The organism is Methylogaea oryzae (assembly GCF_019669985.1).
Taxonomy (GTDB): domain Bacteria; phylum Pseudomonadota; class Gammaproteobacteria; order Methylococcales; family Methylococcaceae; genus Methylogaea; species Methylogaea oryzae.
Genome location: NZ_AP019782.1, coordinates 3,990,803 through 4,004,838 on the forward strand (window position 1 = coordinate 3,990,803; position 14,036 = coordinate 4,004,838).

Consider the following 14,036-nt stretch of genomic DNA (forward strand, 5'->3'; position numbering starts at 1 on the left):
AGGCCCCTATCCCCAAAAATGTTAACAGACGCACCGATATAGGATCAATTTTATTTAACCCAAACGGGCAATTATTCCTTCCAACGCGTCGAGACTTTGGTAGGAAATCACCAGTTTCCCCTTGCCGCCCTGGCCGTGCTGGATGCTCACCGGGGCGCCCAACGTTTCCGACAAGCGATTCTGCAGGTGCCTCACATCGGGGTCAGCGGCGGGCTTCTTACGCACCTCGCGATCCTCCTTTTGCAATTTCCGAACCAATTCTTCCGTGGCTCGCACGGTCAGCTCACGGGCCACTACCTGCTCGGCGGCCGTCACTTGCAGTTCCCCGTGCAAACCCAACAAAGCGCGCGCATGCCCCATATCGATGGCGCCGGTGCCCAGCAGGCTTTTCAAGCGCGGTTGCAGTTCGTTGAGGCGCAGCAAATTGGTCACAGCGGTACGGGATTTTCCTACCGCTTCGGCGGTTTGCTGGTGGGTGAGGCCGAATTCGGCGATAAGGCGCTGCAATGCCTCGGCCTCTTCCAGCGGATTAAGGTCTTCCCGCTGGATGTTTTCGATAAGCGCCATGGCCAAGGCGGCCTGGTCGTTGATTTTTCGCACCACCACCGGCACGTCGTGCATGCCGGCCAGTTGCGCGGCGCGCCAACGGCGTTCGCCGGCAATGATTTCGTAGCGTCCGCCGTCGACCGGGCGCACCACCACCGGCTGCACCACGCCTTGGGCCTTGATGGAATCGGCCAATTCCTGCAAGCGAACCGGATCCATGTCCTTGCGCGGCTGGAAACGACCGGGCTGCAGTTGTTCGATGGCCAGGGTATGGAAACTATCGGCGGCGGCGGCTACCGCGCCTTCCTCGTTTTCTTCCAATCCGCCCAACAAGGCGTCCAGTCCGCGACCAAGACGTGTTTTCACGCGATACCTTTAGTGACGAAGTTGATCGATCTCGGCTTGCAAAAGCCTTAGTTGTCCCGCGGCGCAGCGGCCTTGCCGGGGCTGGGGTTGCGCCGCGCCAGTTCCGAGGCCAGCGCCAAATAGGCCAAGGCGCCGCTGGAGGTGCGGTCGTACTGCAGTACCGGCAAGCCATGGCTGGGCGCTTCGGCCAGACGGATGTTGCGGGGAATCACCGTACGAAACACTTTGTCCGGAAAATGCGCCAACAACTGCTCCGAAACCTCCCGCGCCAAACGACTGCGGGGATCGTACATGGTGCGCAACAGGCCTTCCAGGGACAGTTCCGGGTTCACCCATTTGCGGATTTTCTTGAGGGTGTCCATCAGCGCGGATAGCCCTTCCAGCGCGTAATACTCGCACTGCATGGGAATCAACACCGTATCGGCGGCCGCCATGGCGTTCAAGGTGAGCATGTTCAACGACGGCGGACAGTCGATCAGCAGGTAGTCGTAATTGTCCCGGCAGGATGCCAAAGCGACGGCCAGGCGCTTTTCACGCTGGATGGCCTGCATCAGCTCCACTTCCGCCGCGGTCAAATCGGCGTTGCCCGGCACCAGATCGAATCCCAAATCCGGCAGGGTTTGGATGACGCCCTGCGGTTCGCTTTCCCCCAGCAGCAAATTGCAGGAGGATTGCTCCAGCTTGCTTTTGTCCACGCCGCAACCCATGGTGGCGTTGCCTTGCGGATCCAGATCGATCAGCAGCACGCGGCGCTTGGTGGCGGCCAGGGACGCCGCCAGGTTGACGCTGGTGGTGGTCTTGCCGACGCCACCCTTTTGATTGGTGACCGCGATGATTTTTCCCATGATTTTCGCTGCTGTCCTACGATTAGCCGCTGTTTTTGATGCAAACCACGCAGCGTTCCGCCGCCAAGCCCGGCACGTGCAAGGGTTCCATGCGCCAAGAGCACGGCAACCCCTTCAGTTCGTCCTCGGGCGAACGGCCTTTCATGGCTAGCCATTGGCCGCCGGGCTTCGCCAGGTGGCGGGTTTTGGCGATGAAATCGGGGGTGGAAGCGAATGCTCGGGAAATTATGGTATCGAATCCCCCGGCAAAACTGAAATCCTCTACCCGGCTGGCAACCGCCGCGCCGTTATGCAAGCCCAGCTCCAACAGGGCCTGGCGCACGAAGCGGATTTTTTTGGCGCTGCTGTCCAACAGCACGAAACGCCGCTCCGGCGCCGCGATGGCCAAAGGCAGTCCCGGAGTGCCGCCGCCGGTGCCGATGTCGGCGATGTCCGTCCCCTCCAGATAGGGCAAAACGGCCAGGCTGTCCAGCAGGTGCAGCCGCAGGATGTCTTCCGGGCGGTCCTTGGCGGTAAGGTTGTAGGTCTTGTTCCATTTGACCAGCAAAGCGCCGTAGGCCAGCAGGCGTTCCACTTGGTCGGCGCTTAAGGCGATGCCCAGTTCCGCCAATCCCTGCTCCAGCGGCTGCTTCAACTCCGTCGATGCCATGTCAGGCGCTTTTCTTTTTTAAATGCACCAGCAGCAACGATATGGCCGCCGGGGTAACGCCGGGGATGCGCGCCGCCTGGCCCAGGGTCTCCGGGCATTGATTGCGCAATTTTTCCCGCACTTCGTTGGAAAGCCCCAGTACGTTGGCGTACTCGGCCGCTTCGGGCAGGCGAATGTCCTCGTAGCGGCGCGAGCGGTCGATCTCGGTGCGCTGGCGTTCGATGTAGCCGGCGTATTTAGCCTGGATTTCCACCTGCTCCAGAACCTTGTCGTCGCTTTCCCCGGCCAGGGCCGGCGCGAACGGCGCCAGCTGGCTTATGCTCACTTCCGGCCGGCGCAGCAGATCCAGCAAAGTGGCCTCCCGCTGCAAGGGGGTGGTCAATTGCTGATTCAACTGGGCGGCCTGCTCGCTGTTGGGCTGCATCCAGCTGGCGCCCAGCTCTTTGCCCAAACTCTCGATGGCGTCGCGCTTGCGACTGAAAGCCGCCCAGCGGGCATCGTCCACCAAGCCCAGTTCGCGGCCTTTTTCCGTCAATCGCAGGTCGGCGTTGTCCTCGCGCAGCAGCAACCGATATTCGGCGCGGCTGGTGAACATGCGGTAGGGTTCCTGGGTTCCGCTGGTGATAAGGTCGTCCACCATCACCCCCAGATAGGCTTCGTCGCGGTGGGGCGACCAGGGCTCCAGGTCTTTAGCCAGTCGCGCCGCATTGAGACCGGCCAGCAGCCCCTGGGCGGCGGCTTCCTCGTAGCCGGTGGTGCCGTTGATCTGGCCGGCCAGGAACAGGCCTTCCATGTGCTTGTGCTCCAGGGAAGCCCGCAAGTCGCGCGGGTCGAAAAAATCGTATTCGATGGCGTAGCCGGGCCGGACGATATGGGCGTTTTCGAAGCCGCGGACGGATCGCACCAGTTCGATCTGTACGTCGAAGGGCAGGCTGGTGGAAATGCCGTTGGGATAGAACTCGTGGGTATCCAGCCCCTCCGGCTCGACGAAAATCTGGTGGGAATCGCGCTCGGCAAAGCGCACCACCTTGTCCTCGATGGACGGGCAATAGCGCGGCCCCACCCCTTCGATGACGCCGGAATACATGGGAGACCTATCTAGGCCGCCGCGGATAATGTCGTGGGTGCGCTCGTTGGTGCGGGTGATGTAGCAGCACACTTGGCGCGGATGTTCGTCGGCCGAGCCGAGGAAGGAAAACACCGGGGTCGGGTTGTCGCCTTCTTGCTCCTGCATCACGGAAAAGTCGATGCTGCGGCCGTCGATGCGGGGCGGCGTACCGGTTTTCAGGCGTCCGACGCGCAAGGCCAGTTCCCGCAAGCGGCTGGACAGGCGATTGGCGGGCGGGTCGCCGGCCCGGCCGCCTTCGTAGTTTTCCAGGCCGACGTGGATGCGGCCGCCCAGGAAAGTGCCCACCGTCAGCACCACGCCGCGCGCGCGGAAACTCAGCCCCATATCGGTCACCACGCCGACGGCGCGCTGGTTTTCCACCAACAGGTCGCGCACCGATTGCTGGAACAGGGTGAGGTTGGGATGGTTTTCCAGGGCGTGACGCACCGCTTTCTTGTACAGGGTGCGGTCGGCCTGGGCGCGGGTGGCGCGCACCGCCGGACCTTTGCTGGCGTTGAGAATGCGGAATTGGATGCCGGCCTGGTCGATGGCGCGGGCCATGAGGCCGCCGAGGGCGTCTATTTCCTTGACCAGGTGTCCCTTGCCAATGCCGCCGATGGCCGGGTTGCAGCTCATCTGGCCCAGGGTTTCGATGTTCTGCGTCAGCAGCAGGGTCTTAGCGCCGCTGCGCGCGGCGGCCAGCGCCGCTTCGGCGCCGGCGTGGCCGCCGCCGACCACGATGACATCGTATGGGGTGGGGTACTGCATATACGGCTTGGTGTTCCGGGAAGAGAGGGGTGGATCCGGGTCGGATGCCCGCGAATTCGCTAGTATTACTCTACCATAGTCGCCCTTATCGACTCACGACGCCATGCACAGCCTGCTCGATTCCTTCTTCTCCGCTGCCGGCCGTATCGTGCTGGGCAAGCCGGCCCAGATCAAGCTGGCCATGTGTTGCCTGCTGGCCCGCGGCCATTTGCTCATCGAGGACGTGCCCGGCGTCGGCAAGACCACCCTGGCCCACAGCCTGGCCCATTTGCTCGGGCTGCAATACCAAAGGGTGCAATTCACCAGCGACCTGTTGCCGGCCGACATTCTCGGCAGCACCGTCTTCGACGCGGCCAAGCAGACCTTCACTTTCCACCCCGGCGCGGTGTTCAGCCAAGTGCTGCTGGCGGACGAAATCAACCGCGCCACGCCCAAGTCGCAAAGCGCCCTGCTGGAGGCCATGGAGGAAAAGCAAGTGACGGTGGAGCGCTGCACTTATCCCTTGCCCACGCCGTTTTTCGTTATCGCCACGCAAAATCCGCTGTCGCAGATCGGCACGTTCCCCTTACCGGAATCCCAGCTGGATCGCTTCCTCATGTGCATCGGCCTCGGGTTTCCCGACCAAAGCGCCGAGCGCGCCCTGTTGAAAGGCGAAGATCGCCGCAGTTTGTTGCGGCACACGCCGCCTTGCATGGGGCCGGAACAACTGACCGGCTTGCAAGAGGCCGCCGCCGCGATCCACGTATCCGACGCGCTGCTGGACTATCTGCAGGCGCTGATAAGCTACACCCGCCACAGCGGCGAGTACGAATACGGACTTTCGCCGCGCGCCGGCTTGGCGCTGCTGGCGGCGGCGCGCGCCTGGGCGTTTTTGGAGAAACGCGACATGGTGCTGCCGGAGGACTTGCAAACCTTGTTGCCAGCCGTCGCCGGCCACCGCCTGCGCCGCAGCAAGGGTTACGGCGGCTCGGCGGCGGACAGGGTGGCTCCGCTGCTGGAAAACGTCGCCATCCCCTAGGCGGTTCCGGTGCGGTTGCCACGGTATCCATTCGCCCGCCGCCGCAAGCCGTCTTCCGCGCCGCTGACGCTGGGCCAGCGCAATATCTACGTCTTTCCCAACCGTTGGGGCTGGAGCTTCGCCGGCCTGATCCTGCTATTCCTGCTAGTCGCCACCAACTACAACAACAACCTCAGTTTCCTGCTGGCTTTTCTGCTGGCCGCCATGGCGCTGATCTCGGCGGTCCATGGCCAGCGCAATCTGGCGGGCCTGGTTCTTAAGCCCGGCAAAGCCGGCGCGGCGTTTCTAGGAGAAGAACTGCCGTTCACCCTGCTGCTCGGCGATTCCCGACAACGCCCCCGCTTCGCGTTGCAAATCGGCTTTAAAGAAGGCGTAAGCCAAGAACTGTCGTTGCCGGCAGGCGATGACGCCGTGGTGCTGACCCTGCGCCCCCGGCAAAGGGGGCGGTGCAATCCAGGCGCTGTGGTGGTGGAAAGCCGTTATCCGTTGGGACTGTTCCGCGTTTGGAGCCGCCTCGCCTTCGACTGGAACGGCTTGGTATATCCCGCGCCCGCTTCCACCGCCGAGCCACTGCCGTTTGCATCGGGCGGGGACGATCCCGGCAGCAACGACGGTGGGGACGATTTCAGCGGCTTTCGCGCCTATCAAGCGGGCGATGCTCCGAAACGCGTGCATTGGAAAAGCTACGCCCAAGGTCGCGGCATGCTGACGCGCGTTTACCGCCACGGCGGACAGAAACAACTTTGGCTGGATTGGAATGCGGCGACGGACGACGGCGTGGAGGCCAAGCTCAGCCGTCTATGCCGCTGGGTGCTGGACGCGGAACATAGCGGCCAGGTTTACGGCTTGCGCCTGCCAAACCGGGAAATATCGCCGGATCGCGGCCTCGCCCACCAAGCCGCCTGCCTGGAAGCTCTGGCGCTATTCCAACGATGAACGAGCCCAAGCGCATCCCGCCGGCGTCCCAAATGCGGGAGCTCATTGCGGCGCTGGCTTTAGCCGGGCTACCCCACGCCGCCAATTTGGCCTACGGGCCGGTGGCGCTGTTTTACCTCATGCTGGCCTATCGCTACCTGGCCATTGACCGGCCGGCGCTGCTGCCGGGCAAAAAACTGCTGATAAGCGCGGCCCTGGCCGCCGCAGCGATGGTTTGGCAACAGTCCGGCGGTATCTTCGGCAAAAGCGCCGGTTCCGCGTTGTTGTTGGCCGGCGTCGGGCTCAAATTGCTCGAAATGCATGATCGCCGGGATTGGTACGTGGTTGTCGCAGCGGCTTATTTATTGGCCCTGACCCAGTTCCTGTTCAGCCAAGCCATTCCCATGGCCGCCTACTTGGTGGCCGTGGTCGTTATGCTGACGGCCGTATTGATCGGCATGCATTGCGGCAAAGCCGCCGTGCCGTTGCCGCTACGGTTGCGCCAAAGCGCCGCGTTGGCGGCGCAGGCTCTGCCACTGGCCGCGCTGCTGTTCGTGCTGGCGCCGCGCTTGCCGGGGCCGTTGTGGAACCTGCCCCAGGACAAAACCGCCACCAGCGGATTGAGCGATCGACTGGAACCGGGCAGCATCAACCAGCTGGGGCTATCCGACGCGGTGGCTTTCCGAGTCAATTTCAACGGCGCTCCGCCGCCGCAAAACCGCCTGTACTGGCGCGGCCCGGTATTTTGGTGGACCGACGGGCGTCGCTGGGAAATGCGCGAACTTCCGCCGCTGTCCAATGCGGCGGCAGCCTATTCCGGAACGGCTGTGGATTATTCCGTGGTGCTGGAACCCCATGGCCGCAACTGGCTGCTGGCCTTGGATCTGCCGCAGCAATTCCCTGCCGATGGCCATTTGAGCGGCGACTTCGTGCTGCTCGCCAAAAATCCCGTCAACGACCGGCGCTTGCTGCGCTTGCGTTCCTATACGGACTTTCGCTACCCGGAATTGAGTGCCGCCGAAAAACGCCTGGGACTGCAATTGCCCAAGGAAAGCTCGGAAGCGCTGCATCGTCTGGTCGCCCAGTGGCGCGAAGGCCGCGACGACGCCCAGGTGGTTCGACAAGCCTTGGCGTATTTTCACGACAACGACTTCCATTACACCTTACATCCTCCGCTGTTGACCGAGCGGCCGGTGGAGCGCTTCCTGCTGGAAACGCGGCGCGGCTTTTGCGAACACTACGCCACGTCATTCGCGGTACTGATGCGCCTAGCCGGCATACCGGCCCGCGTGGTTACCGGTTATCAAGGCGGGTTGTGGAACGATGTGGGGGAGTTCCTCGAAGTCAGGCAAAGCGATGCTCACGCCTGGGCCGAAGTCTGGTTGAACGGTAGCGGTTGGGTGCGAGTGGATCCCACCGCCGCCGTGGCGCCGGAAAGGGTGGAAAGACCGGTGGTCGCGGAAGTCGTCTCGGTCGATGGCGGACGCGGCGTGGAATCGGATTCCAACGGCTTCTCCCTGGCGCCATGGGTGCTTCCGGCCAAAACCCTTTGGGCCAATGTGGATCACGGCTGGCATCGCTGGGTGCTGGGCTACGACCACAACGCCCGCGAAAAAGCGCTGCAATGGCTGAACGGCGGCCATTGGCCGAAGACGCTCGGCTGGCTGTCTCTGGCGCTATTGGGCGTTTCCGCCCCTTTCGCTTGGAGCTTATGGCGAAGCGAGCGCCTGCAAACACGGGATCCCGCTCTGCGCAGTTATCAACGCTTTTGCAAAAAGCTGGATCGCCTGGGGCTGCCCCGTCGTTCCAGCGAAGGCCCGCAAGCCTACGCCGCCAGGATAGCGCGACACTTGCCGCGGCTTGCTAGCCAAGCACATGAAATTACTGACATTTATCTGCGCTTGCGGTATGGCGGGGAAAGCGGATCCGGCTTGCTGGAAGCGCTGAGGATCAAGGTCCGGCGGCTTAAATAAATTTAAATGGTTTTAGAGAATTTTTATATTTATAAGGCAAAGCGCCTCCTGTGTATGATCGCCTTCGGTTCTTAGAACCACGCTTCCTGCAGCTGGCGTGCAAAGCTGTGCATAAAGTTGTGGAAGGGTGTGGATTCTTTGTGCGGAAAACACCGGCAAGCGATTTCAGGCGGTCGATACACAGGTAAAACGGCGTTTTCTCAACAGGATTTCCGACCATTTTTCGGTTCCGCATGAGAGGCATTGCTGGCGACGGAATTTCTACCATCGGGCGCTGGAAAAAAATCCCGGAAAAATTTCAAGCTTATTTTTCGACTAAACGAGTGGAATCGGCGGTCGAGGGAAAGACCTTGCGAAAAATGAGCGCTTAATCAATGTAAATACTTTCAAAGAAATTTTATATTGATTAAGGAAGCCCCATTCTGTGCACAGACCGTTGGAGGCTAGATGAGACAAGGCTTGTGACGCTGTCGCAAAGTTGTGCACAAGTCTGTGGAGGACTGTGGACGAAGTGTTCATGGAACCGTCCAATGTTTTGTCCAAGCGTTTATACACGCCGTTGACGACCTGTTTTCAACAGGCTCCAGACGGCTTGCATTGTGTGTCGTTTTTGGCAATGCTTAAGAACGACCGTTTTTTGTCCTAGAGCTAAGAGGTAAGCAACCATGTTAAGAAAGTGTTCTACGGTGATCGTGGCTGTAGCCGCGTTGGGTGTGACCGGTTGCGCCGAATATGGCGGGTATACGCCGACGGTGGATACGTATAACGATCCCAATGCGCAACATCTCACCGGTGATATGCAGGACTGCAAGGCGTTGGCCAAACAAGCGTCTGGCGGCGGCGTGAAAAGCACGGCCACCGGTGCGGCGGTGGGCGGTTTGGTCGGCGCCGCCGCCGGTGCGGCCATGGGGGCTGTCGTGGGCAGCCCGGGCACCGGCGCAGCTTTGGGTGCGGCGGCGGGCGGTATCGGCGGCGGCGCCTACAAAGGCGTTAGTTCCGACGAGGATTACAAGAACGCCTACAGAACTTGCATGCGCAAGCGCGGCCACAACGTGATCGACTAAGCGCGGGGCGAATCGCCTTAAACGACGAAGGGGGAAGCGGCTAACCGCTTCCCCCTTTGTTTTTCAGCGTATTTTCGGTAGCCGTTGTTATTGGCGCTTTGGCGCGGTGGCTTCTTCGCTTTTCAAGGCGGCTTCTTCCGCTTCCTTGGTCATGACGATGATGTTGATGCGCCGGTTGATGGGATTGAGCGAGTTGGTTTTGTCGTAAGGAATGGAGGAAGACACGCCGACGACGCGGGCGACTTTGTTTTCCGGCAAGCCGCCGCTCAATAATTCCCGCCGCGCCGCGTTGGCCCGATCGGACGACAGTTCCCAGTTGCTGTAGCCCGCATTGGAAAGGAAAGGCGTCGAGTCGGTATGGCCGCTGATGCTGATGCGGTTGGGTACTTTGGCGATGGTGCCGGCCAGCTCACGAAGTATGGCGCGGGTGTACGACTCCAGCGTGGAACTGCCCATCGCGAACATGGGGCGGTTTTCTTTATCGACGATTTGTATGCGCAACCCTTCCGGCGTAATGTCGATGAGCAATTGATCCTTGAACGGCGCTAAGGCTTGGCTGGCGCGAATTTCGTTTTGCAGCTCGCTTTTCAATTCCTCCAGCCGCTGTTGCTCGATCGCCTTCGCCATGGTTTCGTTGGGCGTCTCGGTGTCGTCGGGGTTTTCTTTGGCGGCTTCCAGTTGGATGACGCTGCTCGCGGTGCCCAATTGGCCGCTGGCGGGAATCATATTGGTGCTCGCGCCGCCGGCGCCTTCGCCGGCGGCGGTGTTGGAGCCGACGCCGTAAGGATCGTTGAAATATTTGGAGATGGCCGCCTTTTGTTCCGGCGTGGTGGAGCTGGTCAGCCACATCACCATGAAAAAGGCCATCAGCGCGGTGACGAAGTCGGCGAAGGCGACTTTCCAGGATCCTCCATGGGCGCCGTGGACGACTTTTTTGACGCGTTTTACGACTATCGGTTGGCCTTCCACGGGCTGCCTTTATGTCAGGATGAAGCGGAGGAAGAGGCTTTGGCGTTTTTCACGTATTCCTCCAACTCGAGGAATCCGGGCCGTTCCGAAGCGTAAATGGTTTTGCGGCCGAACTCGATGGCGATTTGCGGTGCGTAGCCCTGCAGCGAAGCCAGGATCGTGGTTTTCAGGCAGATGAAATACTGGCCTTCTTCCCGCGCCTCGTGCCCTAGCGCGCCGGCCATTGGGGCAAAAACGCCGTAAGCCAGCAAAATGCCCATGAAAGTTCCCACCAAGGCGGCCGCGACGTGGTGGCCGATGGATGCGGTGTCGCCGCCGAGGGAGCCCATCGTGATCACGATGCCCAGCACGGCCGCCACGATGCCGAAGGCGGGCAGGCCGTCGGCCACCTTGCCCAAGGCTTCCGAAGGAAGCGCCGATTCGTGGTGGTGGGTTTCCAGTTCCACGTCCATCAAGCTCTCGATTTCGATGGGGTTCATGGTGCCGGACACCATCAAGCGCAAATAGTCCGAAATGAAATCCAGAATATGGTGGTCGGAGGTCAGCTGGGGGTATTTAGTGAAAATAGGGCTGTTGGCCGGGTCTTCGATGTCCGACTCCAGGGCCAGCAGGCCTTGCATGCGGGCTTTGTTCAGCAACTCGAACAGCATGGCCAGGCTGTCCATGTAAAGTTGTTTCTTGTACTTGGAACCTTTGATCAACACCCCCAACTTACCCATCACCTGTTTAATGATGTAAAACGGGTTCGTGACGATGAAAGCGCCGCCGGCAGCTCCGCCGATGATCAATACTTCGTAGGGCTGGACGACCGCGAGCAGGTTGCCGCCTTCGCCGATAAAACCGCCGATGATGCTGCCGAAGAGTACGATGACGCCAACGATTGTGTTCATGCTTGACTAGCGGATTTGTGCCGACCGGTGAACGGCGAATAATTACGCCTCGTTTGCCGCGACGGTCGGAATGCCATGGCCTATGTTAAACAACTCTGCTGGACGCTCCACGGCTTGTCAAGGCGCAATCGGGACGGTGTTGGGAAGGCAGTCTGGGCCGATACGACAGGGGGTGGCCTGCGGTGACATTCGGCTGCGCATTGGTGTAGAGTGGCCTTTCGTTGCCTATTGTCATTATTGAGCGAAGTCCTATGAGCAACAAATTAAAGTTTTTTATCATCGCCTTGACCGTGTCTTCGATACTGGCGTTGACCGGAACCGCGGAAGCCGCGCGCTTCGGCGGCGGTAAGTCGTTCGGCAGCAAACCTTCTTACAACATGCCGTACAAGCGTCCCGCCGAAGCGCCGGCCGCTAGCCCCGCGCCGCAGCATACGGCGCCTACGGCCGCGCCGGCGCCTAATCCCGCTCAAGCGGCGGGCAAGCGCAGCGGCCTGATGGGCATGCTCGGCGGACTTGCCATGGGCGGACTGTTGGGGGCGATGCTGTTCGGCGGCGGGTTCCACGGCATCAACCCGCTGGATATCCTGCTGTTCGGCGGCCTGGCGTTCCTGGCTTTCAAATTGCTCGCCGCGCGCCGCGGTCAGCCGCAGCCGGTGGCCGGCTATCAGCGCCAAGTCGACGAGGGCGGCGGCCCGGCCGGTTTCGATACGGATATTTTGTCCCGCAAGGGGCCCGCCGAAGCGTCGGTTTACAGCGCCGCCAGCGCCAAGCCGTCCGTTCCGGCCGATTTCGATGCGGCGGGATTTTTGGAAGGCGCCAAATCCGCTTATCGCCATTTGCAAACTTCCTGGGACCAGGGCGATTTGGCTGAAATCCGCGGTTTGGCTACCGATAGGGTGTTTGCCGAAATCCAGGATCAATACCGTGCCCGGCAAGGAGAAAACCGCACGGAGTTGTTGAAACTGGAAGCCGAGTTGCTGGAAGTGCGCGAGCGGGATAACGACCGGGAAGCTTCCGTGTTGTTCGACGTGCTGATGCGCGAAAGCGACGACGAAAGGCCCAAGCAGGTGCGCGAGGTGTGGCACTTCATCCGCTCCAAGGCCAGCCGCCAGCCCACTTGGTTTCTGGACGGCATCCAGCAGTTGGACGATTGAGCCTGGTTCGACTGCGCGGACGAAAGGCCAGCCTTCGGGCTGGCCTTTTTCATTGCAGCGGCTAGCGCAGCGCCTGTACCCCATTCACCATGAACTGCACGGCGATTACCGCCAGCAACAATCCCATCAAGCGGGTGGCGACGCGGATGCCGCCGACGCCCAACAGTTCGCGCAGGCGGCGGGCCGAGGCGAAAACTAAATAGGTCAGGATACAGGCCGCTATGATCGCGCCGTTCAGTAATACCAAATCGTGGAATTCCGCCGCCTGTTGGCGCCATACCAGCACGGCGGTGACGGCGCCAGGGCCGGCCAGCAGGGGCGTTGCCAGGGGCACCAAGCCGACGTTTTCCTTGGCGATGCCTTCTTCCTGCTCTTCGCTGGTGGTTTTGATGCCCTGGGGAATCAGATGCAGCATTTGCAGGGCGTGAATCAACAGGATGAGGCCGCCGGACAGCTGGAAGGCGGGTAGGCCGATGGCGAAGAATTGCAGCAGCGCTTCGCCGCTGAAGCTGAACAACAGCAGGATCGCGCCGGCGCCGGCCGCGGCGATGAGGGCGGTGCGGCGGCGGGTGGGGTCGTCCTGATCCTGGGTGAACAGCAGGAAAAACGTCAGGTTGCCCAGGGGATCCATGATGATGACCAAGGGCAGCAACAGCTTGGCGGCGTCGTGCAGGAGTTCCATGGCGTCCTTCGCGAAGGGGATGGCGCACATCATAGACCAGGGCGTTATGGTTCGCGTGTCCCGATATTCCGCCACGGGAGTTGTGGTGCTAAGCTCCTTGGATATTTCCTCAACGTTTATAAGGATCGGCCATGTCACTGCCCGAGCTTTACGATAAAGCCCATCGCCTGATTAAGCATTCGCAATCCGCATTGCATCGGCACCCCGCATACAAGGCTTTCCGCAGCCTGCCGGAGGATCGGCAAAAGGTGGTGGCTATCGCGGCGGCGACGACGGCGGTGTTGTTTGTTTTCGGCTTGATGTATGCGTACAACCGCATGGTGCTGCTGGGCTTGATCGCCAGCTTGCTGGCGGGCTCTGCCACCGGCTTGGGCGCTCTGCCGACGCTGTTCTTCAAGGAAATTTCCGACAAATTGCTCAGCATCATGCTGGGCGGCGCGGCCGGCGTGATGTTGGCGGCCACGGCGTTTTCCCTGGTGGTGCCGGGTATCGACTACGGCAATCTGCTGTGGCCGGGCAAGGGCATTTACGCCATGGCGTTCGGCATGATGATCGGCATTTTGTTTTTGCACTATGCCGACCAGTGGTTGCCCCACGACCACGTCGGTGTCATGGTGCCGCCGGAACGCAGCCGTTCCCTGCGCAAGATCTGGCTGTTCGTCATCGCCATCACCATCCACAATTTTCCGGAAGGGTTGGCGGTCGGCGTGAGCTTTGGCGCGGAAGACTGGCGCAACGGCGCCATCCTGGCGATCGCCATCGGTTTGCAGAATATTCCGGAAGGGCTGGCGGTGGCTCTGCCTTTGGCGGGGTTGGGCTACGACCGGCGCAAAGCGGTGTGGGTGGCGACCCTGACCGGCTTGGTAGAGCCCATCGGCGGCTTGCTGGGCGTGGCCGCCGTGACGGTGTTTAAGCCGCTGCTGCCCTTCGGCATGGGATTCGCCGCCGGCGCCATGCTGTTCGTCATCTGCGACGAAATCATCCCGGAGATCCACACCCGCAAGGACACCCGCGCCGCGACTTTCGCCATCATGGGCGGGTTCATCATCATGATGATGCTGGACAACGCCATTCGCTGAACTGCCATCC

General features: G+C 61.2%; 13 protein-coding genes. 6 read left to right on the plus strand and 7 right to left on the minus strand.

Features of this window, described 5'->3' with window-relative positions; all coding sequences use genetic code 11:
* Positions 1-54: 54 nt before the first annotated feature.
* Genes K5607_RS17830 through mnmG form a run of 4 tightly spaced genes read right to left on the minus strand, consistent with a single transcriptional unit; the run spans position 55 to position 4,282 of the window.
* Positions 55-912 carry a ParB/RepB/Spo0J family partition protein gene (locus tag K5607_RS17830; RefSeq protein WP_054772745.1) on the minus strand — a complete coding sequence of 286 codons (858 nt, stop codon included), beginning with the start codon at positions 910-912 and terminating at the stop codon, positions 55-57.
* Positions 913-959: 47 nt separating this feature from the next.
* Positions 960-1,757 (minus strand): ParA family protein, encoded by a 798-nt coding sequence (locus K5607_RS17835; protein WP_054772746.1) that lies wholly within the window; start codon positions 1,755-1,757, stop codon positions 960-962.
* Positions 1,758-1,779: 22 nt separating this feature from the next.
* Entirely contained in the window at positions 1,780-2,406 is a 627-nt protein-coding gene (rsmG, locus tag K5607_RS17840; protein WP_054772747.1) for a 16S rRNA (guanine(527)-N(7))-methyltransferase RsmG, read from the minus strand.
* A gap of 1 nt (position 2,407) precedes the next feature.
* A complete protein-coding gene (gene mnmG / locus K5607_RS17845; protein ID WP_221047811.1) occupies positions 2,408-4,282 on the minus strand; it encodes a tRNA uridine-5-carboxymethylaminomethyl(34) synthesis enzyme MnmG in 1,875 nt (624 codons plus the stop codon).
* A 103-nt stretch (positions 4,283-4,385) separates the two neighbouring features.
* Between mnmG and K5607_RS17850 the strand changes: the two genes are divergently transcribed.
* From K5607_RS17850 to K5607_RS17865, 4 genes are all read left to right on the plus strand, one after another.
* On the plus strand, positions 4,386-5,300 hold the full coding sequence (locus tag K5607_RS17850) for an AAA family ATPase (RefSeq protein WP_221047812.1): 915 nt from the start codon (positions 4,386-4,388) through the stop codon (positions 5,298-5,300).
* Between the two features lie 9 nt (positions 5,301-5,309).
* Positions 5,310-6,236 carry a DUF58 domain-containing protein gene (locus K5607_RS17855; protein ID WP_221047813.1) on the plus strand — a complete coding sequence of 309 codons (927 nt, stop codon included), beginning with the start codon at positions 5,310-5,312 and terminating at the stop codon, positions 6,234-6,236.
* Complete coding sequence (locus tag K5607_RS17860) at positions 6,233-8,188, plus strand: transglutaminase TgpA family protein (RefSeq protein ID WP_221047814.1); 1,956 nt, start codon at positions 6,233-6,235, stop codon at positions 8,186-8,188. The genes K5607_RS17855 and K5607_RS17860 overlap by 4 nt, the downstream gene beginning before the upstream one ends.
* Positions 8,189-8,853: 665 nt before the next feature.
* Positions 8,854-9,252 carry a glycine zipper family protein gene (locus K5607_RS17865; RefSeq protein WP_221047815.1) on the plus strand — a complete coding sequence of 133 codons (399 nt, stop codon included), beginning with the start codon at positions 8,854-8,856 and terminating at the stop codon, positions 9,250-9,252.
* An 87-nt stretch (positions 9,253-9,339) separates the two neighbouring features.
* Here the strand turns inward: K5607_RS17865 and motB are convergent, their stop codons facing one another.
* Positions 9,340-10,221 carry a flagellar motor protein MotB gene (motB, locus tag K5607_RS17870; RefSeq protein ID WP_054774706.1) on the minus strand — a complete coding sequence of 294 codons (882 nt, stop codon included), beginning with the start codon at positions 10,219-10,221 and terminating at the stop codon, positions 9,340-9,342.
* A gap of 14 nt (positions 10,222-10,235) precedes the next feature.
* Positions 10,236-11,111 (minus strand): flagellar motor stator protein MotA, encoded by an 876-nt coding sequence (gene motA, locus K5607_RS17875; protein WP_221047816.1) that lies wholly within the window; start codon positions 11,109-11,111, stop codon positions 10,236-10,238.
* Between the two features lie 251 nt (positions 11,112-11,362).
* Between motA and K5607_RS17880 the strand changes: the two genes are divergently transcribed.
* Positions 11,363-12,265 (plus strand): Tim44 domain-containing protein, encoded by a 903-nt coding sequence (locus tag K5607_RS17880; protein WP_221047817.1) that lies wholly within the window; start codon positions 11,363-11,365, stop codon positions 12,263-12,265.
* Between the two features lie 61 nt (positions 12,266-12,326).
* Here the strand turns inward: K5607_RS17880 and K5607_RS17885 are convergent, their stop codons facing one another.
* Entirely contained in the window at positions 12,327-12,947 is a 621-nt protein-coding gene (locus K5607_RS17885; protein WP_221047818.1) for a MarC family protein, read from the minus strand.
* A gap of 131 nt (positions 12,948-13,078) precedes the next feature.
* Between K5607_RS17885 and K5607_RS17890 the strand changes: the two genes are divergently transcribed.
* The gene (locus tag K5607_RS17890; RefSeq protein WP_221047819.1) at positions 13,079-14,026 is read left to right on the plus strand and encodes a ZIP family metal transporter; all 948 of its coding nucleotides are present in this window, start codon (positions 13,079-13,081) and stop codon (positions 14,024-14,026) included.
* Positions 14,027-14,036 lie beyond the last annotated feature (10 nt).